The organism is Stieleria neptunia, from assembly GCF_007754155.1.
In the GTDB taxonomy this organism is placed as follows: Bacteria; Planctomycetota; Planctomycetia; order Pirellulales; family Pirellulaceae; genus Stieleria; species Stieleria neptunia.
This window is the reverse complement of the sequence record NZ_CP037423.1, coordinates 7,176,608-7,202,193: the sequence shown is the minus strand read 5'-3', so window position 1 is coordinate 7,202,193 and position 25,586 is coordinate 7,176,608. Positions and strand designations below refer to the sequence as shown.

Sequence of the window (25,586 nt, the reverse complement as noted above, 5' to 3'; positions counted from 1 at the left end):
GGGAGGCATTTTTAAATCCGAAACGTCTCTATTTCGCCGGAATGTCAAACACAAATTCGTTCACGTCACTTCGACCGATCTCAAACTCGACCGGACTTTCCGCGTCGCTCGAATACGGGTCAGGCACAATCTCTTCGGTGATCAGCTTGGGGTTGTCGTCATGCTTTTCATTGGGATCGAGCGCCTCTTGGTTTCCGACACCCTTGGGAACCATGCATGAGAACGAGACCCGATAGTGCCCGGCGGCGAGTCCATCGCCGGCACTGCTTCGCAACGTCAGCACACCGGCAGCGTCGGTCTCGCCGACACCCATGCGAAACTTGTCGACCTTTTCGTCGATCGGACGCATGTAGACGAGCAACCGTTCGTGCGGCACGCCTCCCAGCGTGACTTTTCCGGTCACCTGGTGCAGTTGGGGATCTCCACATCCGGTCGAACACGCGGCCGTCAATAAACCGATCAAGAGCAAGGTTTTGTTCATGTCACTGGGCAATGAGTCTGTCGCGGTTGAGTGCGTCTGAAGCGTGGAAATCGCCGCGACCGAATGTCTTTGAAATACACGTCGCTCGGACGCGTTGCGACACGTTCCGGGCAAGCGATGCGGCGAGAAGTAAAACGACGTTTTGTCAGGAAAGAAAGCGAGATGCGCACACGGTTGGCCGAATTGCGCAATTGGTTAAAAGACTTCTTCGAACACACACAGTCGCGTGCAGGTTGTCGATGGTTCGCGTGAGGAATGTGTGAAGAAAACTCGCTGTCACATCGCTGTCCAGGCTTTGAGGATCGTCCAGCTCAAGCCGACCGTGTTTCGCAAGTACGACGGCCCTTCCGGACCGTCGTCCAAAGGGCTCGCCCCGATGCACTAGAAAGAATGTCGTACAACGATCCGCTGACGCGGTGGGTCAGCACGCACCGCACGTCAACATCGCAAAGCACTCTGTACAATCCTGCGCCGACCGGTGATGATCGTGCAGCACAGCAGCCCGCAACGGCCTGTCGATGGATTCAACAAGAGAGTCGGCGTGAAAATGGAAAACAAGTACGATCTGATTGTGGTCGGGGCAGGCGTTTTAGGAACGTTCCATGCCTACCAGGCATTGCTCCGTGGCATGCGCGTGATCTTGGTCGACAAGAACCTGCAGCCTCAAGGAGCGACCGTTCGCAACTTCGGACAAGTGGTTCCGTCCGGCATGGACGCGACCTGGCAACGGTTGGGCCGGGACAGCTTGGAGATCTACAAGTCGATCCAGGCGAAAACCGATTTGTCGGTTCGGCAAGAAGGAAGCGTCTATCTGGCGTCGGATGCCGAGGAGGTTGCATTGATCGAGGAACTGCACGCGATCAATCGCCAGGAAGGCTATCGGTCGCAGCTGTGGACGAAAGAGCAATGCAAACAGCGATACCCGCGGCTGAACGATGCCTACTGCCGAGCGGGGCTGTTTTTTCCCGAGGAGATTTCCGTCGACCCACGCCAGATGATCCTGCGTTTGCACGACTACCTGCGTGAAACGTTCGGACTGACGATCGCCTTGGGAACCTGTGTTCAGCATTTGGATCGGCAGTCACCCACGACGGTCACGGCCCATTGCACCGACGGCCGGATGCTGCACGCCGAAAAAGCGATCGTCTGTTCGGGCGCGGAATTTCGAATGCTGTTTCCCGAGTTGTTTCAAACCAGCGACATTGAAGCGGTCAAATTGCAGATGGTGATGCTCTCGGCACAATCGGCCGGAGCGTTGCCGGGTAACGTTTTGACCGGCCAGTCGATTCGACGCTATGAAAGTTTTGCCGCCTGTCCTTCGTATCGTTCCATCAAAGCAGGCGAGGATCCGGACAGCTTCTGGAAAAAATGGAGTGTCCACATTCTGTTCAAACAAGAAGTTGATGGTCACATCATCCTCGGGGATTCGCACGAATATGCACCGGCGGCTCGATCGGATGAATTAAGTTTCGACATCCAAATGCCGATCAATCGATTCTTTGTTTCCCAAGCACAACAGATCATGGACTTGCCGAACTGGGACATCGAACGGACCTGGGCGGGCATGTATTGCCAATCAAAACACCCCCGGGGTGTTTTTCAACACACATTGGATCGTGACATCCACGTCGCAACCGCCATTGGTGGCAAGGGCATGACCGGAAGCGCGGGATTCGCCAAACAACATCTACGGGAGATTTATGGTGATTGAATTAGTCGTCTTTGACATGGCAGGTACAACGGTTGACGAGGACAACGTGGTCTACAAGACCGTTCGTGCTGCGATCAACGCCGCCGGGTATTCGTTCACGCAAGATCAAGTGCAAGCGACGGGGGCCGGGAAAGAAAAATCACAAGCCATTCGCGACGTGTTGGCACTGGACGGCAACGACCACGGCGAGGAGGAGATCGCTGCGATCTTTGCCGATTTCAAAACGCGATTGCAGCTGGCCTATGACGAACTGGATGTCAAGGAGCAACCGGGGGCGAGTGAGTTGTTTCGGCAGTTGCGCGAGCGCGGGGTCCGCGTCGTGCTGAACACGGGCTATGATCGAGACACCGCGTTGAAATTGATCCGCAAACTCGGCTGGAATGTCGGTCAGGATTTCGACTGCTTGGTCACGGCGTCGGACGTCAGCCGCGGTCGCCCCCACGGCGACATGATCATCAAGGCGATGCGGGACGTTGCAGTAAGCTCTGCCGATCATGTCGCGAAAGTCGGTGATTCCCAGATCGACATTCATGAAGGGCAAGACGCCGGCTGTGCCCTGTGCATCGGCATCACCACCGGCGCCCAGTCGCGCGAGTTGCTCGCCCAAGCTCAGCCGACCCAGATCATTGACCGGTTGATGGATCTTCTGCCGCTAATCGACGCGCCGTAGCTGATCGGGGTTGAATTTACGGCCGCATAACGTCGGATTTAACGCCGGATCGCGCGGTCGACCAGGATGTGTGGGGTGCTCATGCCCTCGAGCAGTTTCTCGTTACCGCTGACGGCGACCTTGCTATTGAGATGGTTGCGAAGGTTCACGCCCGGGTAGGGCGTGACGTAGGCGACCGTCAGTCCCGCGTCGTCGGTCAATGCGTATGGGGGACTGTTGGCGCGTGACGAATAGACTTGGACCAGATAGCCGGTCGCGGTGCCGGTGGCCGAATCGAGTGACGATTGGGTCGGTGGTGCCGAAGCGACCGGGGGCTGGCTCAGCGGCGAGGGGGCGAGGTCGGTCGGTCGGGAGGCGGTGGTCTCAAGTGAGCCGGCTTGTCGCACCGCCGTGTCGATCGGTTGGACGTTGCCGGCCAGCGACGCCGATTGAATGGTCGTCACGCCATCGCGTCGGGCGGCGACGTTCCGATAGCGCTGCGCGAGATTGAGCAGGTCACGTGTGCGCGTGGCGTTGTTGACGTCGCCCGATCGGAGCAGCCGCTCGGTGCGGCGGATCAATGGATCCAGTTCGTCAGCGGACGCGCCCTCGGCCATCAATTTGGAGAGGACTTGGCTGATCGTGTCCAGGTTTGCAGCGGCGACCGCATCTTCGACGCGCGCGATCTGATCCACCGTCACGATCCGCGAGGGCACGGCGGGGCGGGGCGGGATAGGCGCCAACGTCGTGGCCTGGAGTGCCCCGGTCTGCATCACGCCGGTCTGCGTCATGGCGGGGGACTGCAGCGCCACAGACGTGGCTTGCGGGGACAGCGTTTGCGGGGCTGGGGGTTCCGGGTACCGAGCTTGGGGCAAGTGCGTCAAGTCACCCGGCTGAGCGGAGGCGAGCGATGCCGGCGGTGCATCGATCGATCGTCCCGAGCCGACGCTCCAGCGGCGATCGGCCGGCGAATTCGGTTGGAACGCGTTGGCGTGGGAGGAATCGATTTCGACCAGCCGGGGAGGGCTGATGAAGTTGGCCACGACATCGGTCATCCGGCGCAGGGGTTCCGCGATGGCGGAGGCGGCAGCTGCGGCGCCGTTGGCCGGCAGTTCGGTCAATCGGTCTGCGCTGAGGATGGATTGGGAGTCCGCGTCGGTCGAGAGTCCGGCTTCGGAGGTTTCGACGGAATCGTCTTTCCAACCCGCCTTCAAGCCGCTTCCGATTACAGCGCCGCGGTCTTCAAAGTCCTCGGCTTGGGCGCCGCGATGAAACTGGATCGCGCGATCGGCGAGTGTCCGCGGTTGCGGCCCCCGGGGGGCGCTGTTTTCGGCAACGCTGTTTTCCGGTGCCGGTTTCAGTTCGGGGATCACGTCGGTCTCGCGCAGCGCCTCGGTTCCCGTTCCGCGTCGTGTGGAATTTGCCAGGGGGCGCGGGGAAGGCTCCGAGCCGTCGGCGGATTGAAGCGTTGCAAGTTTGGGGTTGGCGTCGGCGTTCAAGACGACGGTGGCGATGTCGCCGCGAGGTTGCAAGTCGGGTTCGGCACGGGCCACGCGGTCAGCCAGTTGCTCGGCGCTCTCCACGACGTCACCGCGGTGGATCCAGCGAAATTCTCCCGACGGAGGAACGATGCGCAGCCACGTTTTGCTGCCCGTCGATCCCTCGCGTTCGTTCTTTCCCAACACAAAAACGACTTCGCCGGCATCGAGCTGGACCTGCCAGCGATACCGACGCGCTTTTCCCAGTCGGGTTCCGATCCAGGCGACGGTTTTGTCTTCGCGGATGGTCGCCGTTTGTTCGTCTGCGGACAACTCCACCGCGTCGGCCGGCATCCAGCAAAAACTCTTCTCCGGCGGCCGGACACCCAGCCAGCCATCGGCGGTTTCGACATAGACCTCCAGCTCTTGCCCACGGCGCAGGGGCTCGGTGCGATAGTGGTCGGTGCCGGGGCCGCAGCGGGTGAACGCGGCGGGCTCGGCGACGAACACGATGTAGGGAGCAGCGTCGTCGAGATCGGTCGCGGCGGCTTCGGATTCCTGAGCCCGAGCTTCGGGCCCCAGGGCGATGGGGGCGACGAAGCCGAGGGTCAATGGAAACAGCAGGGGCAGCGCGGCGAGCGTGCCGCGGGTGCAAAATCGTTTCTTTGGTGACAAGACATCCATGTCGAGTGTTCCGTCGCGAGTGATGGTGTTCCAGGCGACCCGTCGGCCGGCAGAGCTGCGATCAAGCCTGGGACATAACGAACTTTGGGCCCCGGAATCAAGATAGAACCGCCGCCGGCGGGTGGGCCGACCCGCGATTTTGAATCCGAGTGGCCATTTCCGCTCGACAAACGCAGGCTCGAAAATTGAAAGCTGACAAAAGCACTAGGAACCATCCGGGTGCCGGGGCAGGTACAGATCGATTTGGTTTTCCTGGAAGATCCGGAACTTGACCCCGTGGGCCCAGAGCGTGAAATAGCTGTCGAACGGGTCGGCGAGCCCCGTTTGCTCAGCATAAAACGGCCACATCAAATAGTCGCGGAGCATGGCGTCGCAGGCGATGAAGTAGTAAGCCGGCCGCAGCAATTCGGCGTGCGGGTCGACTCCCGCGACTTTTTCCGTCAGACCGGGGGCGTGATCCAGGAACACGTTCAGCAGTTCGCTGCGCTGGTGGGGTTGTTTGGGGTGTTTCGGGGGAATGCCTTCCAGGACGCGGATTTTGGGCGGCGAGGCGAGTTGCTGGGCGACGTGCGAGTCGGCGACGGCTTCGGCGAGTTGCTGCAGGCCTTGGATCCAGGTCGCGCCGAGGTGTTCGGCCTGTTCGGGCGCCAAGGGGGACGGGGATCGGACGATGAAAAACGCGTCGCGTCCGCCCTGGGGGCGTCGATCATCGCCGGCGGCCTGGTAGGCATTCTGCAGCCGCTCGGAAAGTTGGTCACCTTGCCGCAGAACATCAAAAAGGCCGTGGAGGTCACCGCCGTCTGGCCGAAACAGTTGGAAGAATCCGATCAATGATTCGGATTCGGACAATTCCGGTCCGGGGCTGCACGGGGTTTGCTCACTGCACCCGGATCCGGCGGCAAGTTCGCGGCAACGTTCAACAAAAGCGGCGGTGGTCATGATGATCGAGCACTTGAAGGACAGACGGAGTTCGAGGAATTTGTAGCAAAGCGTCCAGCAGCAATAGCCCCCCCGGAGACATTTAGAATCTGAAATCTGAAATCTGAAATCTGAAATCTGAAATCTGAAATCTGAAATCTGAAATCTGAAATCTGAAATCTGAAATCTGAAATCTGAAATCTGAAACCTGAAATCTGAAACCTGAAATCTGAAACCTGAAACCTGAAACCTGAAACCTGAAACCTGAAACCTGAAACCTGAAACCTGAAACCTGAAACCTGAAACCTGAAACCGAGGACGTTCCAACTCCCGCCCCTCACTCTTGTCGCGGGGCTGGCGTTCGGCTACCCTCTCCGCCCCGGCGGAAAATACGTCGTTTTTCCGCTTTGTCTACCTTTTTTGTCCGCGTGATTCGGGATGAAGGGCCCCGCTGGTCGGGGGTGTGCTGTCGATCGTCATTGATCTTCGCCGCACATCTGTCCCTGGGAACGGTTTTTGGCCGTTTCGTGATGCCCACGCCGACACTCCACCTGGAGAAACTGTCTCGATGTCTAATCCGATCGTTCAAGAGATGATTGAAGCCGGTGTCCATTTTGGTCACCGGACGAGTTTGTGGAACCCGAAGATGAAGCCATACATCTTCGGCAGCAAGAACCAGATCCACATTTTGGACATCCGCGAAACGCTTCGTGGGATGCTCCGTGCCAAGAAGTACCTGGGGCAAGTCGCCTCGGGCGGTTCGTTGATTTTGTTCGTCGGGACCAAGCGTCAAGCCGGCGAAGCGATCGAGGAGCAAGCGAGTCGCTGCGGCATGCCGTTCGTCAGCGAGCGTTGGTTGGGAGGAACCTTGACCAATTTCCGCACCATTCGCAGTCGACTGGGACGTTTGGAAGAGCTGGAAACGATTCGCGGTAGTGACGCGATCAACAGTTACAGCAAGAAGATGCAGTCGGCACTCAATCGCGAGTACCGCAAGATGTATCGCAACTTGAACGGTCTGCGGACGATGAACCGCTTGCCCGAATGTTTGTTCATTGTCGATCCGGGCAAGGAGCGAAATGCGGTCCGTGAAGCGAAACGGTTGGGCATCACCACGGTGGGATTGATCGATACCGACAGTGACCCCTCCCTGATCGATCTTCCGATTCCTGGCAACGACGACGGGATTCGCAGCATCGAATTGATCCTGAAACAACTGGCAGACGCCGTCAACAGCGGCAAGGGGCAGACCGACGTCGGGGCTCCCCCGGCACCGGCCGAAGCGGCTCCCGCACCGGCCCAGGCTGCACCGGCCGAAGCCGCACCTGCCGAAGCTGCGCCGGCTGAACCGGCCGCCGAGGCGACCGCCGAACCCGGAGCGGCCGAAGCGGCTCCTGAAGCCTAGCGGCGCGTCGACGTTCAACGCAGGGTGCCGCGGAAAAGGGGTCAGGTACCAAAAATGCGAAGCACCCTTCGGGCCATTTGGTTTTTGGTACCTGACCCCTTTTCCGCTCGACAAACGCAGGCTCGAAAATTGAACGCTGACACAGCGATAGGCACATCCCCACTCACACGACACAAATACACTTAGTCGAATACCGACTTTTCTGGAGGAAACAATGGCGATTTCAGCCAAAGATGTAAGCGAACTGCGCAAGTCCACCGGTGCCGGCATGATGGACTGCAAGAAGGCACTGCAAGAGTCCGGTGGTGACATCGAAGGCGCGTTGGACTACCTGCGCAAAAAAGGTCAAAAGGTGGCGGCCAAACGTGCCGACCGCGAAGCCAACGAAGGTGTCGTGGTGGCATTGGTCGACGGCGGAAAGGGCGTGTTGCTCTCGCTCAGCTGCGAAACCGACTTTGTGGCAAAGAACGACGAGTTCATCGCGTTTGCCGAAAAGCTGGCCAAGCTTGCCTTGGACAGTGGTGCATCGACCAAAGAAGAAATCGGCGCGCTCGAGCTGGACGGAGAAACCGTTTCAGAGAAACTGGTCGAACGCACCGGAACGATCGGCGAGAAGATCGAGATCGCGGATTTTCAAACGATCGAAGGCGACAACCTGGCGTCCTACATTCACGCCGGAAGCAAGATCGGCGTGTTGTTGTCCTACAAAGACGGCGGCAAGGACGATGCCGGCGATTTCTTCCGCAAGGTGGCGATGCACGTTGCCGCCATGAAGCCCTCGATTCTGACGCCCGATGAGTTTGACGAAGAACTGGTCGCCAAAGAAACCGAGGCCCTGCAGGGACAGATCAAGGTCGAGAACGAAGACCGTGCCCGGTTGGGCAAGACGCTCAAGACGGTGCCCCAATATGCGAGCCGTTCGCAATTGACACCTGAAGTCATGCAAAAGGTCGAAGACGAGATCAAAGCGGAACTGAAGGCCGAAGGCAAACCGGAAAAGATCTGGGACAAGATCGTCCCCGGTAAACTGGAACGCTTCATCGCCGACAACACGCTGCTGGATCAAGAGCGGTGCCTGTTGAGCCAGTTCTACGCGCTCGACGATACTAAAACCGTCGAAGCGGCCGTGAAAGAGTTCAGCCCCGAAGCCGAAGTGGTCGCGTTCAAACGTGTCGCCGTCGGTTCGGCGTCCTGATTCGATTGAACTCGAAAACGACATTCTCGGAAACCTCGTTGTTCCCCCTCGGGAACGACGAGGTTTTTTCGTATCATCTGACCATTCACCTATGATCCTACCCGCCAGGACCGATCGAGCATGTCTGACGATTCCACCCCCGCCCCGCTCCGTTATCAGCGCGTCGTCCTTAAGTTGAGCGGCGAAAGCTTGGCCGATTCCGGAGGCCGTGGAATCAGCAGCCAGGAAATGTCGGATATCGCCGAACAGATCCGCCAGGCGCACAGCAGCGGTTGCCAGATCGCGATCGTCGTCGGCGGCGGCAACATCTTGCGAGGCGCCCAGTTCTCCGGCAGCAACGCGTTGGTTCAAGAGGCCACGGCGCACTACATGGGGATGCTGGCGACGGTGATCAACTCGCTCGCCATGCAAGACGCATTGGAAACGCTCGGGTTATCGACGCGGGTGATGTCCGCGGTCCCGATGGATAAGATTGCCGAGACATTCATCCGCCGCCGCGCGATCCGTCATCTGACCAAGGGCCGCGTGATCATACTGGCTGCAGGGATCGGAAACCCCTTCGTCACGACCGACACCGCCGCGGCCCAGCGTGCCTTGGAAATCGACGCGGACGTTGTCTTGAAGGCGACACGCGTCGACGGCGTGTACAGCGACGATCCCGAGAAGAACCCCCACGCCGTCCTGTACGATCAGCTGACCTATCGCGACGTCACCGAAAAACAGCTCCGTGTCATGGACGCCACCGCGATCGCCCTCTGCCAGGAACACAGTAAACCCATTCTCGTGTTCAATTTTAAAAAGGCCGGCAGTATCGTGCGGGCAATCAACGGGGAAACGGTGGGAACCTGGATCGGATCGGAGAAGTGATTTCCCCAATTCGCAGTTCCCACGCACGTTTCGAAGCCACCCTCCCTGGCAGGGAGGGTCGAGCGCAGCGAGGGGAGGGTCGAACGTTCAATCGCCACGTTCGCTACGAGGAAGTTCAGTCGCCCGGGGGCAATCAAATCAGACACCCGGGGGCGATCTTGTTCCAGACGCACGTCGCCACACGCCGATCTAAAAAAAGCTAGACTCATAATCTGTCGACACCACTCTAACCCCAAGGATGCTCAACATGTCCGCCGAAGAAACCTTGATGGACGCCGAAGAACGTATGGAAAAGGCGATCAGCGTACTGGGCACACAGCTTTCCGGCATTCGCACCGGTCGAGCCACGCCCGGGCTGGTTGATTCGCTCAAAGTCGAGGCGTATGGATCGACGTCGCCGCTCAAGCAACTCGCTTCGATCGGGACACCCGAACCCCAGCAAATCCTGATCCGTCCTTACGACGCCGGCACGATCAAAGATATCGAAAAGGCGATCGTGGGCAGCGACCTGGGGCTGAACCCGCAAAACGACGGTCGCGTCATTCGGCTGAACATCCCCGCGCTCTCGACCGATGTCCGCAAGAAAATGGTTTCGCGGATCAAAGAACTGGCCGAAGACTCCAAGATCTCGATCCGCAACATCCGCCGCGATGCCAACAAGACGGCCGATCAGTTGGAAAAAGACAAAGAGCTGACCGAAGACGATCGCGACAAGCTGAAGAGCGATGTTCAGGATTTGATCAAAAAGTTCGAAGAGCAAATCAACGAGATGGCCAAGGCACGCGAAGCCGAAGTCATGGAAGCCTAAAGTTTTAGTCGGGTTCTACTGAGCCAATGGTGAGCCGCTGGCCGTAAGGCCTCGGGCAACGTCGCAGTGCCCGGCCGCTTACGCGTCACGGCTCACAAAAACGACAGACCGTAAGCATCCTGCTTGCCAATCCGCGACCGATCGTGACGCGATGCGTCACGATCGCAAGCTGGAAGCTTACGCCACGATCGCAAGCTGGAAGCTTACGCCACAATCGCAAGCTTGGGGCAGGGTTACAGCGCGGCTGATTTTTTGGGCGCGAGGTCTTTGACCAGTCGGCGAATCAGATCGTCGACGGTGATCCCATCAGCCTCGGCCGTGAAGGTCGGAACGATGCGGTGACGCAGCACGGGGAACGCCAATTTTTGCACGTCATCGAGCGTGACGTGGGGGCGGCCGTGCATCAACGCACGGGCCTTGGACGCCAGCACCAGTTGCTGGCTGGCGCGAGGCCCCGGCCCCCACTCGATCAATTCCTTGGCCCAGGGGGCACAGTTCGGATCGCTCGGACGCACCGCGCGGACGGCATCGAGCACCCATTCTTTGACGTGTGGCGGCAAGGGGACGCGTCGCACGGTTTTTTGGAACGCGATGATCTGTTCTCCGCTGACCACGGCTTGGACGGTTGCGTCAAAGGTTGACGTGGTGCGGTCGACGATCTCGGATTCTTCCTCGCGGCTGGGGTAGTCGACCACCACGTGGAACAGGAACCGGTCGCGTTGGGCTTCGGGCAAGGGGTACGTCCCCTCCTGTTCGATCGGGTTTTGCGTCGCCAAGACGAAGAACGGTTCGTCCAGTTTGTACGTTTTTCCGCCGGCGGTGACCTCGTGTTCCTGCATCGCTTCGAGCAGGGCGGCTTGCGTCTTGGGCGGCGTGCGGTTGATCTCGTCGGCCAACAACATCTGGGTAAACACGGGGCCGCGTTCGAACAACAGTTGACGGCGACCGGTTTCCGGGTCTTCTTGAATGATGTCGGTGCCCGTGATGTCGCCGGGCATCAGATCGGGCGTGAACTGGATGCGGTGAAATTTCAGGTGCATCGATTCGGCGAGCGTGCGAATCATCAGGGTTTTCGCCAATCCCGGCACGCCCTCAAGCAGGCAGTGGCCGCGGGAGAGGATTGCGATCAATAATTGCTCGATCACGTCTTCCTGGCCGACGACGACGCGTCCGACTTGCTGCCGGACCGCCTGGCAGGCCTTGACCAATTCGGCGGCTTTGGCGCCGTCATTGGCTGCCTCGGATGCGGTGCCGGTTTCTCTAGGTGGCGGTTGAACCATAAAACTCACTTTTTGCGAACAGGGATACGCCCGGATGGACGACACTATTTTAACCTCTGGTGCGACCGTGTGGCCCGGTCGCGACAATCCCCGAACAAATCTTGCCAACGGGCACGAATTGGCGGTGTCGGGGTTAAACCGGCATCGGAACACGTTATCTTTGGGATATGGCATCGCTTTACGTTGTTCGCGGACGAGATCAGGGAAAGCACTTTGTGCTCGACGGGGAAGTCGTGCGCATCGGCCGCGATACGCAAAACGACGTCCAATTGCTCGATAGCGAAGCGTCACGTCTGCACGCGGAAATTCGCATCGACACGTCCAGTGATTGCCATCTGGTCGACTTGCAGAGCAGCAACGGAACCCAGGTCAACGGAAAGCGGATCCGCGATCAAAAACTGCTTAGCGGTGATCGCATTGAGATCGGCGGCACGCTGTTGATCTTCACCGGGACGGGGCAACCCACGGCGATCGAGGCCGCGCACGGTGTCGACATCGTGCGGCAAAGCAGCGGCGCCGACGCCAGCCGGATCATTTCGTCGCTGGTACGGCCCACGTCACGAACCGGCGGCGTCCGCATGGATCCGGTTCGGTTGCCCGATCAGGTCGCCGAGGCGGTGGCGCCGTTCGAAACCGAGCTCTCCCCGTCGCCGGATCCCTCGGACTCCTCGGTCGATTCGGTCGAACCGGTGATGAACACGATCACCGACAGCGACCGGTCACTGGAGGTCATGTATTTGACCGCGCTGGCGGTCGGTCGGACCGACGATCTGGATGAGTTGCTCGATCGTATCTTGAGGCTGGTGTTTGATTGGGTCGATGCCGATCGCGGATGCATCATGCTGCGAGACAACGAAACCAATCAATTGCGACCGGCCGCGCGATGCGATCGCCAATCGGCCGACGGTCAGCGTCATGACGAAGCGCCGATCAGTATCAGCAGCACGATCCTGGATTATGTTCTGGACCGTGCCGAAGGAGTCCGGACCAGTGACGCGACCGACGATGCGCGGTTTGACGCCGCGGCATCGATCGTCCAAGGCGGTGTTCGCGAGGCGCTGTGCGTGCCGCTGCAGGGACGCTACGACATCGTCGGCGCCCTCTACATCGATACCTACACCTCTCCCGGCCAGATCGTTCGGCGCGGAAAAACTCACCGCTTCACCGACGAACACCTGCGGCTGATCACGGCCATCGGGCATCAAGCGGCCTTGGCGATCGAGGACACGTTCTACTACTCCGCGCTGCTGCAAAGCGAACGTTTGGCCGCCATGGGGCAAACCATCGCGACACTCTCGCATCACGTGAAAAACATTCTGCAAGGGATCCGCGGCGGCAGCTATCTGATCGAAGCAGGGCTGAAACGAGATGACACCGATGCCGTCCGCCGCGGTTGGGGCATGGTCGATCGCAATCAAGAACGGATCTCCAATCTCGTCATGGACATGCTGACGTTCTCCAAAGAACGGGAGCCGCAAAAGGTCGAAGCCGACTTGAATGAGACCACTGCCGATGTGGTCGAACTGATGGCCAGCCGGGCCAGCGAAGCCGGTGTCGAATTGACATTGCAAACCGATACGGACATGCCTCCCGCATTTTTCGATCCCGACGCCATGCACCAAGCGATTTTGAATCTGGTCACCAATGCGATCGATGCCGTCAAGGGCGACCATGAACCGGAGTTGCATGAGCAGAACGAGAGCGATCCGTCAGCACCGGTGGGCAAGGTCAAAGTCGAAACCGGGTACGACGATCAAGTGGGCTGGTTCATCGATGTGATCGACAACGGGCCCGGTGTGTCGCCGGGGGATCGCCAAAAGATTTTTTCGTTGTTTGAGTCCAAAAAAGGGGCACGGGGGACGGGACTGGGATTGCCCGTCAGCGCCAAAATTCTCAAAGAGCACGGCGGAGCGATCGTGATCCTGGACCCGCCCAGCGGCAGCGGATGTTGTTTCCGTTTGCAGCTGCCGCCACCCGCTCGTCAATCAAACGACTGACGGCGGCTTTGTTTTTTCTGGCTGAGTTTGGTTTTGGCTTCCTTGCGGCGCCGTTTACTGCCGAGCGTCGGGCGGGTTTTCTTTCGCTTCTTGGCCGGTTCTCGGCATTCCAGCAGCATTTCGACGAGCCGAAAACGGGCATCGGCCAAATTCCGCGGCTGGTCGCGGTAGCGTTCACTGTGCAACACCAGCTCGCCGTCTTTGGTGATCCGGTTGGCGTGACGAGCGATGAAGCGATTTCGCCAACCCGGATCGATCGCGGTGCATTTTTCCGGTGACCACCGCAGCGTGATCTTGGAATTCACCTTGTTCACATTTTGTCCTCCCGGACCGCTGCTCCGCGCAGCGCTGATCGCCAATTCCGATGACGGAATCGTCAACCGTTGGTTCACATACAAATCACTCATCAAGCACTCGCTGTGGGTTTTATTTCCGAAGGGTCAATGTCACGCGGCGGACGTCCATCACGGATTGTCCCGGGATGTCGAGCGCCCGCAAGGTCAGCGGTCCGGTGCCGGCGGGCAGGTCGATCTGGCCAAGCTCCAGCGTTCGGAACTCCTTCATCTGGCTTTCGCCCTTGGGGCGTTCCAGCGTGTCTTGATTGGTGTACAGCGGCGGGTCCCAGCCGGGCGCGACTTTGCCCGTCACGCTTGCGCCCTTGAAACTCAATTCGATCGTGGAGCCCGCATCGGGAACCTTGCAGGTGTAATCAATCGTGACACCATAACGGCCCGCCGTGTTCACCTCGATCAGCCAGACCATGCTGTCGTCGGTGCTGGTCCAATCGACGAAGTACGAACAGTTGGGGGCTCTGCTGCTGCGTCGAACGCCGCCGCGTGGTTCACCGTCACGGGCGGGCAACATCGTGATCGGAAACTCGCGGTAGCCGACGGTGAAGGGCCGAGGATCGATCGATTGGCCGCCCTTCCTTTGGTTCGCAGGTTGCCGCGGTGCCGGGGCATCGGTTCCGAACATCTCCAGACGCCAGGCTTTGACCGCGGCGGTCAGTTCCGCGGCGAGCGCCGGTTGCCGGGCATTGACCGCAGTCGTCTGGCCGGGATCGGCGATCATGTCAAACAAGTTGCCTTGGTGGTCCAGGCGATGCGTTTGGGTCCTCACGCTGACCTTGTTCGCCCAGTGGGAAAAGTGGCGATGTTCGGCCCAGTCCGTGTTCTGATGATCCGCGGTCGGATGCATCAGCAGCGGCGTCAGATCGCGTCCATCGATCGGTTTGTCACCGACCCTCTGCACGCCGGCCAGCGCGGTCAGGGTCGGCATCAGGTCGATCGCGCCGCAGATCGGCGTGACGGTGTGCCCGGCCGGCAGCTTGGCGGGCCATCGGATGTAGCAGACCGATCGCAGGCCGCCTTCGTCGGTGGTGCCCTTGCGGCCCTTCATGCCGCCGGTCCAGCGGTGGCTGTTGGGACCGTTGTCGGAGAAGTAAACGACGATGGTGTTGTCATCGATGCCGTGTTCGGCAAGTCGATCGAGGACGCGTCCCACGTTTCGGTCTTGGTTTTCGACCATCGCCAGCGCGCAGCGTGTGTGGTCGTCGACCTCCGCCTTGGCGTCGGTCGCACGTTGCGTGATCGGTTTGTCCTTGAAACGCTGCCAATCCTGCTCCGGTGCCGTCCAGGGTGAGTGCGGCGTGGTGAAGGGGACGTAGCAAAGGAATGGATTCGCTTGGTTGCGGTCGATGAACTCCAACGCGCGATCGGTGCAGACATCGACGATGTATCCCCGGGTGCGGACCATGCGCCCGTTTTCCTCCAGGGGCGCGTCAAAGTACTCGCCCCAATGGCCCGCGGTGTGGCCGAAATATTCATCGAAACCGCGGGCCATCGGATGGTACGGCCACTGGCTGCCGTTGTGCCACTTTCCAAACGCGGCGGTCGCATAGCCGGCTGCCTGGAAGGCATCGGCGATCGTTGTTTCGTCCGGGTTCAGCCGCTCCTTGCCCGTCGACACGCCGCTGACGCCGCCACGTGGGTGGTACCGTCCGGTCAGAAACTCCGCCCGTGTCGGGGCGCAAACCGAGCACACGTAAAACCGGTCCAACGACACGCCGCCCTTGGCGATGGAGTCGATGTGGGGGGTGGAGACTTGTCGATTGCCGGACTGGCTGAAATCACCCCAGCCCGCGTCGTCGGCCAGAAACACGACCAGATTCGGCGAGGCGGCGAACGAGGCGCCTGGCAGAACGAGAAAACAAAACAGAAACAGCAGCGCGGGCGTGGGGATGGACTTCATGGGGGGATCCTCGGTGTGAAAGGCAGTGAGGATCATAGCAGTGGCGGATGCGCCCGTGGCCGGTTGGCGAACAGCATCGTCTAAGCGGCAGGGCGCGAGCCTCTCCGGTGTTGCAGACGGTTTTCGGGCTGCGACCGGACGGCTCGCGGGCTGTCGTTTTTGTGAGCCGCGCGCCGCGTAAGCGGCCGGGCACTGTGGCGCTGCCCGAGGCCTTACGGCCAGCGGCTCAGCATGGACTCAGCAGATCCCGACTCAATCGACAGCCCGCTCGCGCCGTTCCGCTAACACTCAGTGGCATCGGCCTACGCCTGCCGCCGTCGCGCGGCGCAAAAAAAATCCCCGGATGGCGTTGGAAAACACCATCCGGGGATTGTTGCAGGTGACCCCTACGGGACTCGAACCCGTGTCGCCGCCGTGAAAGGGCGGTGTCCTAGACCGCTAGACGAAGGGGCCATGGTGATGAGCAACCTGGGTGACTCATCACTGGGCGGAGTTTTAGCGAAGACCCTAAGGAACCGTCAAGGGTTCGTGCCGCCCACTCGGAAAAACGGCGCAATTTTTGCTCGAATCAACGAGCAAGGCGGAAATCACGCACCGTGGTGGGGGCTAAGGGAGAACCCGATCAGCCGTCTTCGTGGGACGAAACGCTGGCGGACCGGTCACTTCGAAAAAATCACATCGCCGTGTGAGACACTATGCGTCGACCGCCGCGTCTCCCGATTCCAGGCTTTTCTGGATCGCCTCGTAGACTTCGCGACGGTGCACCGGGACTTCGCGTGGAGCCTCCACGCCGAGTCGAACCTTGTCGCCACGGATCTCGACAACAACGATCTTGATGTCGTTGTTGATGACAATACTCTCGTTCTTTTTTCTTGATAAAACCAACATTGTTTCAGTCCTTTCGTTGACCGGCCTGATAAATCGAATTGATGCCTACGGGGCGAACCAGCGTCCGACGGGAGGTCATTCGGCAAGATCGCTGTAGGCCGGTTCAATGCGGCGTCACTATTGGGAGGTAGGGACAGCCACTCCTGACAATCAACTCTAGAACAAAATTAGTATCGGTCAAGGAATTCTGGCTTGACAAAACCCGATTTCTGGCCTTTCCACCCTTCAAGGGGTTCGCCTAACCGTCAAACTTCGCCGTAAAGGGGGTGTTATGCGCCCCGTATCGCGAACTTCGGTCCCCCGGCGAGGCCGCCCGGCGGGGGGGGGGCAGGTTTCAGGTTTCAGGTTTCCTGATTCTAACGTTTTCGATGTACCGGATTTCGCCGGACAGGCGAAGTCTGTTCGGCGCAGAGGGCCGGCAAAGTGAATGCCGGTGGCGTGAGCCACCGGAGATAATTTCAAGGAATCTCTGAGTCCCAGCGGGCCGACACAATTCCCCAGCTTTTAGCAATACCCGCAGCTGATGAGACCGATTGTGCCGGCCTTTCAGGCCTCCGTGATCGAGGTCTTTCCATTCCGGTGGCTGACACCACCGGCAAGCATTGTGCCAGCCCTTCGGGCTGCATCGCGAACAAACATAGAAGACGTTAGAGTCAGGAAACTTGAAACTTGAAACTTGAAAAAAAAACGCGGCGTGACCCGTTTGGCCACGCCGCGTTTTCGTTTGATCTGGTTCGATCGGTGGCCGCTTAGCGGTTGGGATCGAATCCGGTTTGAGCGAACTCTTCTTCCTCTTGGATGATGATCCGTGGGGTGACCATCAGCATCAAGCTCGAGGCGTCGCGTCCGACGGCGACGTTGCGGAACAGTCGGCTGATGTACGGAATCTTGCTGAGCATCGGGACACCGCGTTCGGTGCGTCCTTCGCTGAGTCGTTTGATTCCGCCCAACAGGATCGTTCCTCCGTCGGGCACGCTCACCGTCGTGCTGACTTGGGTGAACGCGAAGGTCGGCAACTGGACCGTCGAACCGGAGATGATGTCTTCTTCATCTTCGCTGTCGACCGCATCATCTTCGTTGACGACGCCGTCGCCGTTGGTGTCTTCTTCGGCGCGGCTGCTGCGTCGGGTCGTTCGGGAACCTTCGAAGGTGAAGGTGTCGACGTCACCGATTTGGCTGAAGAAGGGCACCAAGGTCAGGCGTACGAATCGCTTGTCATCGCTGACGATCCCTTGCACGTTCAACTGCGTGCCTTCGTTGAGGACCACGATCACGGGTTGTTGGGCGACGGCGAAGTCACCGACAACCGGCGTGATACTGGTCACGAAAGGACGCTGGCTCTGGTCGGAGATCGTTGCGATCTGGCCGTCGAACAGCGTGACCTTGGGAGCCTGCATCACGTTCGTCCGCTCGTCGCCTTGGGCGGCTTGCAGGAAGAAGAACGCTTCGATGTCGCTGAGGATGGCGAAACCGATCGATGACAGGGCCCCGGGGTCGGGTGCACCGAAGGCCGGGACGACGCCGAAGGATCCGTTGTTGAACTGGATGTCCAAGTCTGCCGTCGGCAAATTGTTCAGTGCGTTCCAGCCGACGGTGACACTCGGGCCACTGTCGTCATCGGGAAGTGTCTGGACGTTGTCGTCGAACTGGACGTTGAAGTCGACGCCGATCTGTTCAAAGAACGTATCGGACAGCGTGATGAATCGCACTTCGATCGTGATTTGCAGGTTCTGCAGCGAACGCAGCGACTCGATCAAGTCGACGATCTGGTCGTGAACATCGCTGGTGGTGCTGATGATCAGGCTGAGGTTCTGGGGATAGGGGGCCATGGTGCTGTTTCCACCAAGCGCTTCCCAAGTGTCCGGAACCACGGTCGTTTCGATCAGAGTCATCAGCGAATCGAAGTCCGCGAAGGAGCCACCCCCACCGCTGCCGTTGGGCGGATTTTGGGGGCCGAAGCCGCCTTGGGCGCCGCCCGGTGCGTATTGGCCGAGCATGTTCGGCGACATCTTGCTCGGCTGCAGGGCGTTGGCCTGTCGCGAAGCGAGGTCGGTCATCCGAACGGGCATCATTTGCACGTCCATCCGCGGGTTGGTCATTTGGTAGGCGGCTCGCAGAGCCCCGGCCAACCCGTCTTCGTAGCTGGACGTGAAGTTCGGGATCGGGGTCACCAAGTCGGCGACCTTGTAGACCCGAGTGATCACGTTGGCACGTTTGGCTTCGGCACTGGTGATTTGCAGCACTTCATCCTTGATCTCATAGCCCAGATCCAAGGGTTCCAAAATCAGATTCAGGGCACTCTTGAGTTCGATCTGGTTTTGCAGTTCCAGGTTCACCGGTGTATCGATCTGAACGCGAACCGCTTCCATGGCCCGTTGGTTCATCACGATCGGCATGCCGGTGACATTCTTCAAATCTTCGATAACTTCGACCAGCGGTCGATTGCGGTACTGGACATTGACCGGAGTGCTCAACTGTTGTTTCAGTTTTTGCTCTTGGACGGTGCCGTACAGCGAACCGGTGTCGCGGGATCGACGAAGCGTCAATTCGTGCCACGATTGGGGATCGCGTCCGAAGGTCATCGGTTGATTGGGATCCAAGCCGTCGGAGAGTGACGCGGAGTACTCGACGTCTTCCAGGCCTTTGTAAACCAGCTCTTCTTTGCCGGCTTGGATGTCCCGCATGATTTGATCGCGAGTGGCGAATCGGCTCTTGTGGAACATCGTCGTCGCGATGGTGGAGCCGGGTTTCAGCTCGCCCACTTGCTTGGCGACCACTTCCGCTTCGGAGTACCGTCGCTCGCGGATCAAGTCGTTGAAGCTGTTGACCAACTCGGAGATCTCTTCATCGATTTGAGCTTCGCGAGCGGCATCGGTGGCCAACTCGGTTCGGACCGCATCGTTTTGAAGTTCCAACTCGATCGAGGCACGATTGGATTCGACATATTGTTTTTGCTTTTCCAACTCACGGTCGACCAAACGGGCGAGCGTGCGTTTGCTGGTTTCATCGACGTTGGAACCGTCGACGCGTCGGCGCAAGCGGTTCAAGTTGTCCAGTGCGTCCAGCGGAGCCGATTCTCGCATCTCGGCGGCTTTGGCCATTTCGGCGGTGATCTCTCGATACAGCCGTTGGGTTTGCTCGCGCGATTCCGCATCGGCTTGATCGATCGCGGAAAGCTGTGGTTCGCCGCCGGCCCGCGGCAGTCGTCGTGCCGGTTGCAGCAGCGTCAGTTTGTCCTTGAGCCCTTGTCGGGTCGCCAAGTCCAGTTGATCTTCGTACTTCCACGCTTCGACAAAGTTCTTGCGAGCGGTTTCCTGATCACCGGCTTGAAGCGCCTGCAGTCCGGCTTGGTACAGTCGGTTGGGATCGGCTCCCGGTTGGCCTGCACCGGATTGGGGCAACGGTGGGATCGGGGCGCCGAGTGCTTGCACTTGGGCAACCGCTCCGCCGCCGACGTTGTTCAGTCCGGCGCCTGCGTCGGCATTGAACAGCATCTGCTTGATGAAGCCTGCTTCGTCGCTGCCGATTTCCTGTTGTCCGCCGGCCAAGGCGATTTGCGAATCGATGGTGCCGGCACGTTTGGCGGCCGATTCGGCATCCAAGACGAACTGCCACACGCGGGGTTCGCCTTGGGCGAAGGCCGACTCGGGGACGTTCAGCGATTGGGCTTGGCGTGCCAGACGCAGGGCGGTGGCGGTGTCGCCCCGATCCAGCGTCGCACGTCCGACGGCGATCAATCGCAACGCTTCCCGTTTGGCCGCGGATCCGTCCGCGGTGTTGGGAGAAGCCGTTGTCGCCAGCGGTGCCGCCGTGATGCCGGGGGACAAGCGTTTGGGCGCCGGAGCGGGGAGGTTCAGCAACTCGCCGTCGATGCCGGCAATCTGCAGATCGACACGCAGCCGTGCGACGTCGGCCGAGAGATTCGGATCTGACTTCGCCGCCGCCGAAGCTTGGCGGAAGGCGTTGACGGCCATTTCGTATTGGCCGCCGGCCAGTGCGGCGCGAGCTTGCTGGACGAGTTGTTTCCCGCCGACAGCACGACTATCGATCGCCGCGTTGGGCACCCTGTAGCCGGCCGGTAGGGCCGATCCACCTTGTGCGTAGGAAGGAGCGACAGCAGTTGCCGCACCCGTTTTGTCGTTGGATGGCAGGCTCATGCCTGGCATCGGTAGCTGGGCAGAGACGCTGGACGCCCCTACAAGCCACGCCATTACGGCGCCGCCCCATCGATTGCGATTGAGGCCGAAAAGTTTTTCGTGGCGTTTCAACGCGACACTCCTTCTTCGCGGTGAGACTTCGTTGGATACACATGGAGTTTCCGCCTACGTTCACGAAAACCCATCGTCGGCTTAGCCCCACGGCACGTCTGTCCAACCAATGAGGACCGACCTTTCGCGAGCCCCGGACGATGGCGGACCGCGTCTGGCCGCCTTCCTTCGGGCCCCGACGCTTGACCGACCAAAGTGGGCGGAAGTGCCGGGAGCTAATGGACACGGAGCCGGGGATACGGTGTTTTCGATTGCCCTGTCAAGCTCGGCCGAGCCCGGTTTTTGGCTTTTTTTCGAATTGAAACCCGTGTCGGCAGAGGGCCAGAGCGACTTGAGTCAAAGCCGAAAAAAAGATCCCCCATTTGCGTCAGTCTGGGGTGTCTAGGTAAGGATCCTGGCCGATTTCACGCTGCATCTTCTTGCGTTCCTTTTCGTGATGCAGCAGCACCATCCGATCGCGAAAGTGTTTCTTTTCCACCTTGCGTTGGGCGCGGCGGAACAGTTTGGCGTAGGAGTCGACCGAATCGGTCAAACTCTCGCCGCGGGCTTTCAGTTTCTCGGCTTTGTCCGGCCCCAAGCCGCCCTTGAGAATGTCGTCATCCAGGGACAGGTATTGGCGGTAGGAACCCGGGTCGCCCTGGCGTCCACAACGTCCGATCAGCTGGCGGTCGATCCGCGCCGCATCATGCAACTCGGTGCAGATCACGTGCATACCGCCGAGTTCAACGATCTGGTCGGTGAGTTTGATGTCGGTTCCGCGTCCGGCCATGTTGGTGGCCACGGTGACACGTCCGTGCTGGCCCGCATCGGCGACGATTTCGGCCTCCATGGCGACGTTATTGGCGTTGAGAATCTGATGCTCGATGCCGATCGCCTGCAGCATCCGCGACAGCAACTCGCTCTTGTCGATCGAACGCGTTCCGATCAACACCGGACGCCCGGTCTCGTGGATCGTTTTGACTTCATCGACGATCGCTTGAAACTTGGCATCGATCGATCCGAACACGCGGTCGGCCAATCGCTTGCGTTTGGGCGGCCGGTTGGTCGGCACCCGCAACACGGGCGTGCGATAGATGCGTTTCAATTCACGCGCGCTGGTCGCCGCGGTGCCGGTCATCCCGGCCAAGTGGTTGTAGCGGAGGAACAGGTCTTGGACGGTGATCCGTGCCGCCTGGCCGGTGGGAACGCTGATCTCGATGTTCTCCTTGGCCTCGATCGCCTGGTGGATTCCGTCGCGCCACTTGCGTCCTTCGGCGAGCCGGCCGGTGAATTCGTCGACGATCACGATTTCATCGACGCCCTTGTCGCCGGGCCGCACGACGTATTGGCGATCGAGCAGGAATTCGCGAAACACCTTGACCGCCCGCTCGGTGTATTCGTACAGATCGACCAGGCCCATGGTGCGCACCAGATTGCTCTTGGGCAACGCACGGACCTTCTGGCGACCTCGCGCGGTCAATTCGTACTGCTTGGTGTCGTCGTCGATCGTGAAGTGATCATCCAGTTCGTATTCGGGGGCGTGCTCGGACGCCCAGCGATAGGTTTCGACGATTTGGTCTCGGACGGTGTCTTCCAGGCTGCCGATGATCAGCGGCGTACGGGCTTCGTCGATCAAGATGCTGTCCGCTTCGTCGACCAGGCAGAAGTGCATGCCTCGCATGACCGGTTTATCGCCGGAATCGGAGAACCCGCCGCCTCCATCGCCCAGCATTTCGGTCTGGATGCGGTTCTGGGCGCGCAACAGCAAACGGTCTCTCAGGAAATCGAATCCGAACTCTTTGGCCGTCCCGTAGGTGACCGCCGAGCCATAAGATTTGCGTCGGGACCCTTGGTCGTCGGGCGTTTGGATGATTCCGACGCTGACGCCCAGCAAGTTGTAGATCGGCGTCATCCATTCGGCGTCCCGTTTGGCCAAATAATCGTTGACCGTTGCCAGGTGGGCGCCCTTGCCGACCAGGGAATGCAGGTACAGCGGCAGCGTGGCGGTCAAGGTCTTTCCTTCACCGGTCTGCATTTCCGCGATGTGGCTTTCGAACAGCGAAATGCCGCCGATCATTTGCACGTCGTAGTGCCGCATGCCGAGCGTTCGCCGGCCGGCTTCACGGACCAAGGCATAGGCCTCGGGAAGTAGCTTGGCCAGTTTTTCGCCGGCCATGGCGCGGTAACGCAGCGCCAACGAGCGTTTGCGAAGGTCGTTGTCGGACTCCGGTTGCAGCGTCGGTTCGAGTTCATTGATCTCGGTGAGCATCCGCTTCCAACGCACCATTTTGGGGTGGAAGCCGCCACCGGAGAAGATTGACATCGACTTGGTGCCGACCGACTGAAATCGCTCCGGGGCGACGGTGGCCGGGGGAGTGCTGGATGCGCCGCCGGGAGTGCCGGCGTCGCCGCGAGGCTTGTCGGCGGGGATGATTTCGGTCGCTTGGACGACCTTTCGTTCGACCGGCTCGGGTGCGGCAATCGGTTCGGGTTCGGCGACTTGCTCGGGTTCGCTGACCGGTTCGGGGGCGGAGACCGGTTCGACGATCGTATTGCGGCTTCCGGTGGGAGGCTCGCTTTGGGTGTCCACGGGATCGGTCGGATCGGGCTGGCGGCTCGATCTGGCGTCGTTTCGGCCGGTGTCTTGGTCGGTCATCGAGCTGTTTAGGGGACCAATTTGCGAAAAGATTTAGCAAAAGCAGAGTGCTGGGGGCGATCGGCGAACCCCAGTCTACCGCTGAAAACACTGTTTTTCCCGCACTTTGGAAAGTCCAGGCAGTTTGAGTGTTGAAGTTGGGAGGGATACGCCGACTTTAAGCACCATAAGGGACGTTCTCGATCTAACGCTCGTTTCCGTCGATCGTCTTATACCAGTCGTTCCAGTAATCCCGGACTGCGCGAGACTACAAAAATGAAGAAAAACTTTCGAGGCATGACCCTGGCAGCGCTGTTGCTGTCCGCCTCAGCGTCGGCCCAGGCTGACAACAATCAGTATGTACCCGCCAACGATTCCCCACAAGCATTCGTCGGCGATGTCGCCTCCGATGCACCGGTGCACGTTGGTTCCCCGTTTGCCGCTCCCGTTGCACCGATCAGCGATTACGCTCCCGTGACCGTCGGTGATCTGCAGCCGGCCGGCTTCTTTGACGGCGGTTTGAAGAAAGCGATCGGCGGCTGCGATAGCTGCGACAGCCCCGGCTGCGATGGTGTCGGCTGCGACAGCATGTGTGGCAGCAAGGGCGGCGGCGGCTTAGCCGGTCTGTTCAACCTGTGCGGCAAAGACGGCTGGATGCGTGCCGAAGCGATGTTGATGTTTCACGCCGAGCGACAGGCGCCACCGCTGGTGACCTCTGCCGCGCCGGGCGTGTTTCCCGTCTTGCCGGCAGCTACCGTGGAGTTCGGCGACGATCTCGATGGCGGCCTTTCCGGCGGCATTCGCACGGACGTTGGACGCTACCTGACCGACAGCTTCGGTATCGGCGGACGCACCCTCTGGCTCAGCGAAAACGGCGACGACTACTCCGCCAGCGGTGACCAAACCGATGCGACGTCACGTTCGCTCGGCCGACCCTACTACTTCGTCCCCCGATTCAATCCGGGCACGGCACAAGAGGACTCGGTCATCATCAGTCAACAGAACTTGTTCTCCGGCAATGTCCAAGCGGAATACGCCACGGATTTGTTCATGGCCGATGGTTATGCCCGGATGACGTTCTGCCACAACAAGTCATCGCGTCTGGAGTTCATCGCCGGTTACACCTACGCCGAGCTGGACGACATGATCTCGATCAGCAGCTTTCGGCGTGACGAGGACGCCGGCCGAAACCCGAACCTTGCTGCGACCGCCTTCTCCAGCTTGTTCGAAACCGAAAACCGCTTCAACGGTGGTCAACTCGGCTTTGAATCGATGGTCGCTCGCGGACGTTGGACGGCCCGAGCCCTGACCAAGGTTCACTTGGGGAACATGGAACAAACGGTCCGCAAGGTGGGCACGACGACCGACTTCTTGCTCAACGCACCCGTTTCAACCCAGAACTCGAGCATCCTGATCAACGACGAACAGGGAACGCAAACCCAAGATGTGTTCACGTTCATCCCCGAAATGGACTTCACCATCGGTTACCGGTTCCGCGATCACGTCTCGTTCACCGTCGGCTACACGTTCTTGTACTTCGACAACGTGGCGATGGCGGGCGACCAGATCAATCGCAATCGTGACACCGGCAACATCGGTGCCAACGTGACGCCGGTCGCCTACGACATCGTCGAAGGCAGTCACTGGGTCCAAGGCGTCAGCCTGGGAGCTTCGATCGACTACTAGGGGACGCGACAGCGATATCGGCCGGTTGGAAGCTCTTTGCGTCATCCGGGATCAAAAGGACTCTTCGCGAACCGAACCGATTGAACGAACTTTCAGAAACGCGTGGTCGATCCGGCCATGCGTTTTTTTGCGCGCTCGACCCTTGTTCCCGGGCTCCGCCCAACGCCGTGAACGATATGTTAGCGGCAGGGCGCGAGCCCTCCGGTGTGTTGGCAAAAACTCGCAAGCCGGAGAGTTCGCGGGCTGTCGATTGAGTGGGATTGGTCGAGGCAATGGTGAGCCGCTGGCCGTAAGGCCTCGGGCGGGCGCCTGGATGCCCGGCCGCTTACGCGCCCGCGGCTCACTCACTCAACCGACAGCCCGCTTGCGCCCTGCCGCTACAACCTCGTCAAAAACAGAAAAGAAAT

17 protein-coding genes and 1 tRNA gene are annotated in these 25,586 nt (G+C 59.8%); 8 read left to right on the top strand and 10 right to left on the bottom strand.

Going from position 1 to position 25,586, the window contains the following annotated elements:
* Positions 1 to 28: 28 nt before the first annotated feature.
* A complete protein-coding gene (locus tag Enr13x_RS25055) occupies positions 29 to 481 on the bottom strand; it encodes a hypothetical protein (RefSeq protein WP_145389546.1) in 453 nt (150 codons plus the stop codon).
* A 547-nt stretch (positions 482 to 1,028) separates the two neighbouring features.
* Between Enr13x_RS25055 and Enr13x_RS25050 the strand changes: the two genes are divergently transcribed.
* Both Enr13x_RS25050 and Enr13x_RS25045 read left to right on the top strand, forming a co-directional pair.
* Positions 1,029 to 2,192: a TIGR03364 family FAD-dependent oxidoreductase gene (locus tag Enr13x_RS25050; protein WP_145392689.1), complete on the top strand. Its 1,164-nt coding sequence runs from the start codon at positions 1,029 to 1,031 to the stop codon at positions 2,190 to 2,192.
* Entirely contained in the window at positions 2,182 to 2,862 is a 681-nt protein-coding gene (locus tag Enr13x_RS25045; protein WP_315856909.1) for a phosphonatase-like hydrolase, read from the top strand. The genes Enr13x_RS25050 and Enr13x_RS25045 overlap by 11 nt, the downstream gene beginning before the upstream one ends.
* Before the next feature lie 38 nt (positions 2,863 to 2,900).
* On the opposite strand, the gene Enr13x_RS25040 is transcribed toward Enr13x_RS25045, so the two are convergent.
* Entirely contained in the window at positions 2,901 to 5,003 is a 2,103-nt protein-coding gene (locus Enr13x_RS25040; protein WP_145389545.1) for an SH3 domain-containing protein, read from the bottom strand.
* A gap of 204 nt (positions 5,004 to 5,207) precedes the next feature.
* Positions 5,208 to 5,942 (bottom strand): apolipoprotein acyltransferase, encoded by a 735-nt coding sequence (locus tag Enr13x_RS25035; RefSeq protein ID WP_231743769.1) that lies wholly within the window; start codon positions 5,940 to 5,942, stop codon positions 5,208 to 5,210.
* Between the two features lie 547 nt (positions 5,943 to 6,489).
* On the opposite strand from Enr13x_RS25035, the gene rpsB reads away from it, so the two are divergent.
* The 4 genes from rpsB (at position 6,490) to frr (ending at position 10,196) form a co-directional block, all read left to right on the top strand.
* Positions 6,490 to 7,326: a 30S ribosomal protein S2 gene (gene rpsB / locus Enr13x_RS25025; RefSeq protein ID WP_145389544.1), complete on the top strand. Its 837-nt coding sequence runs from the start codon at positions 6,490 to 6,492 to the stop codon at positions 7,324 to 7,326.
* A gap of 214 nt (positions 7,327 to 7,540) precedes the next feature.
* Positions 7,541 to 8,521, top strand: a complete 981-nt coding sequence (tsf, locus tag Enr13x_RS25020) for a translation elongation factor Ts (RefSeq protein ID WP_145389543.1) — start codon at positions 7,541 to 7,543, stop codon at positions 8,519 to 8,521.
* 120 nt (positions 8,522 to 8,641) lie between these two features.
* The gene (gene pyrH, locus Enr13x_RS25015) at positions 8,642 to 9,388 is read left to right on the top strand and encodes a UMP kinase (protein WP_145389542.1); all 747 of its coding nucleotides are present in this window, start codon (positions 8,642 to 8,644) and stop codon (positions 9,386 to 9,388) included.
* A gap of 247 nt (positions 9,389 to 9,635) precedes the next feature.
* Positions 9,636 to 10,196 carry a ribosome recycling factor gene (gene frr, locus Enr13x_RS25010; RefSeq protein ID WP_145389541.1) on the top strand — a complete coding sequence of 187 codons (561 nt, stop codon included), beginning with the start codon at positions 9,636 to 9,638 and terminating at the stop codon, positions 10,194 to 10,196.
* A gap of 233 nt (positions 10,197 to 10,429) precedes the next feature.
* Here the strand turns inward: frr and Enr13x_RS25005 are convergent, their stop codons facing one another.
* Positions 10,430 to 11,476, bottom strand: a complete 1,047-nt coding sequence (locus Enr13x_RS25005) for an AAA family ATPase (protein ID WP_145389540.1) — start codon at positions 11,474 to 11,476, stop codon at positions 10,430 to 10,432.
* Between the two features lie 167 nt (positions 11,477 to 11,643).
* On the opposite strand from Enr13x_RS25005, the gene Enr13x_RS25000 reads away from it, so the two are divergent.
* Complete coding sequence (locus Enr13x_RS25000; RefSeq protein WP_145389539.1) at positions 11,644 to 13,473, top strand: ATP-binding protein; 1,830 nt, start codon at positions 11,644 to 11,646, stop codon at positions 13,471 to 13,473.
* Here Enr13x_RS25000 and arfB read toward each other — a convergent pair.
* The 6 genes from arfB to Enr13x_RS24970 form a co-directional block, all read right to left on the bottom strand.
* Positions 13,458 to 13,880 carry an alternative ribosome rescue aminoacyl-tRNA hydrolase ArfB gene (arfB, locus tag Enr13x_RS24995; RefSeq protein ID WP_145389538.1) on the bottom strand — a complete coding sequence of 141 codons (423 nt, stop codon included), beginning with the start codon at positions 13,878 to 13,880 and terminating at the stop codon, positions 13,458 to 13,460. The two genes, Enr13x_RS25000 and arfB, sit on opposite strands and share 16 nt — an antisense overlap.
* A 19-nt stretch (positions 13,881 to 13,899) precedes the next feature.
* Positions 13,900 to 15,723: a sulfatase-like hydrolase/transferase gene (locus Enr13x_RS24990; RefSeq protein WP_145389537.1), complete on the bottom strand. Its 1,824-nt coding sequence runs from the start codon at positions 15,721 to 15,723 to the stop codon at positions 13,900 to 13,902.
* Between the two features lie 380 nt (positions 15,724 to 16,103).
* Positions 16,104 to 16,176 (bottom strand) — tRNA-Glu (locus Enr13x_RS24985).
* A 240-nt stretch (positions 16,177 to 16,416) separates the two neighbouring features.
* Positions 16,417 to 16,611 (bottom strand): carbon storage regulator CsrA, encoded by a 195-nt coding sequence (csrA, locus tag Enr13x_RS24980; RefSeq protein ID WP_095742250.1) that lies wholly within the window; start codon positions 16,609 to 16,611, stop codon positions 16,417 to 16,419.
* Positions 16,612 to 17,360: 749 nt separating this feature from the next.
* Positions 17,361 to 20,768 (bottom strand): general secretion pathway protein GspD, encoded by a 3,408-nt coding sequence (locus Enr13x_RS24975; protein ID WP_231743768.1) that lies wholly within the window; start codon positions 20,766 to 20,768, stop codon positions 17,361 to 17,363.
* A 478-nt stretch (positions 20,769 to 21,246) separates the two neighbouring features.
* On the bottom strand, positions 21,247 to 23,181 hold the full coding sequence (locus tag Enr13x_RS24970; RefSeq protein ID WP_390621116.1) for a preprotein translocase subunit SecA: 1,935 nt from the start codon (positions 23,179 to 23,181) through the stop codon (positions 21,247 to 21,249).
* Between the two features lie 588 nt (positions 23,182 to 23,769).
* Between Enr13x_RS24970 and Enr13x_RS24965 the strand changes: the two genes are divergently transcribed.
* The gene (locus tag Enr13x_RS24965; protein WP_145389535.1) at positions 23,770 to 25,179 is read left to right on the top strand and encodes a BBP7 family outer membrane beta-barrel protein; all 1,410 of its coding nucleotides are present in this window, start codon (positions 23,770 to 23,772) and stop codon (positions 25,177 to 25,179) included.
* Positions 25,180 to 25,586 lie beyond the last annotated feature (407 nt).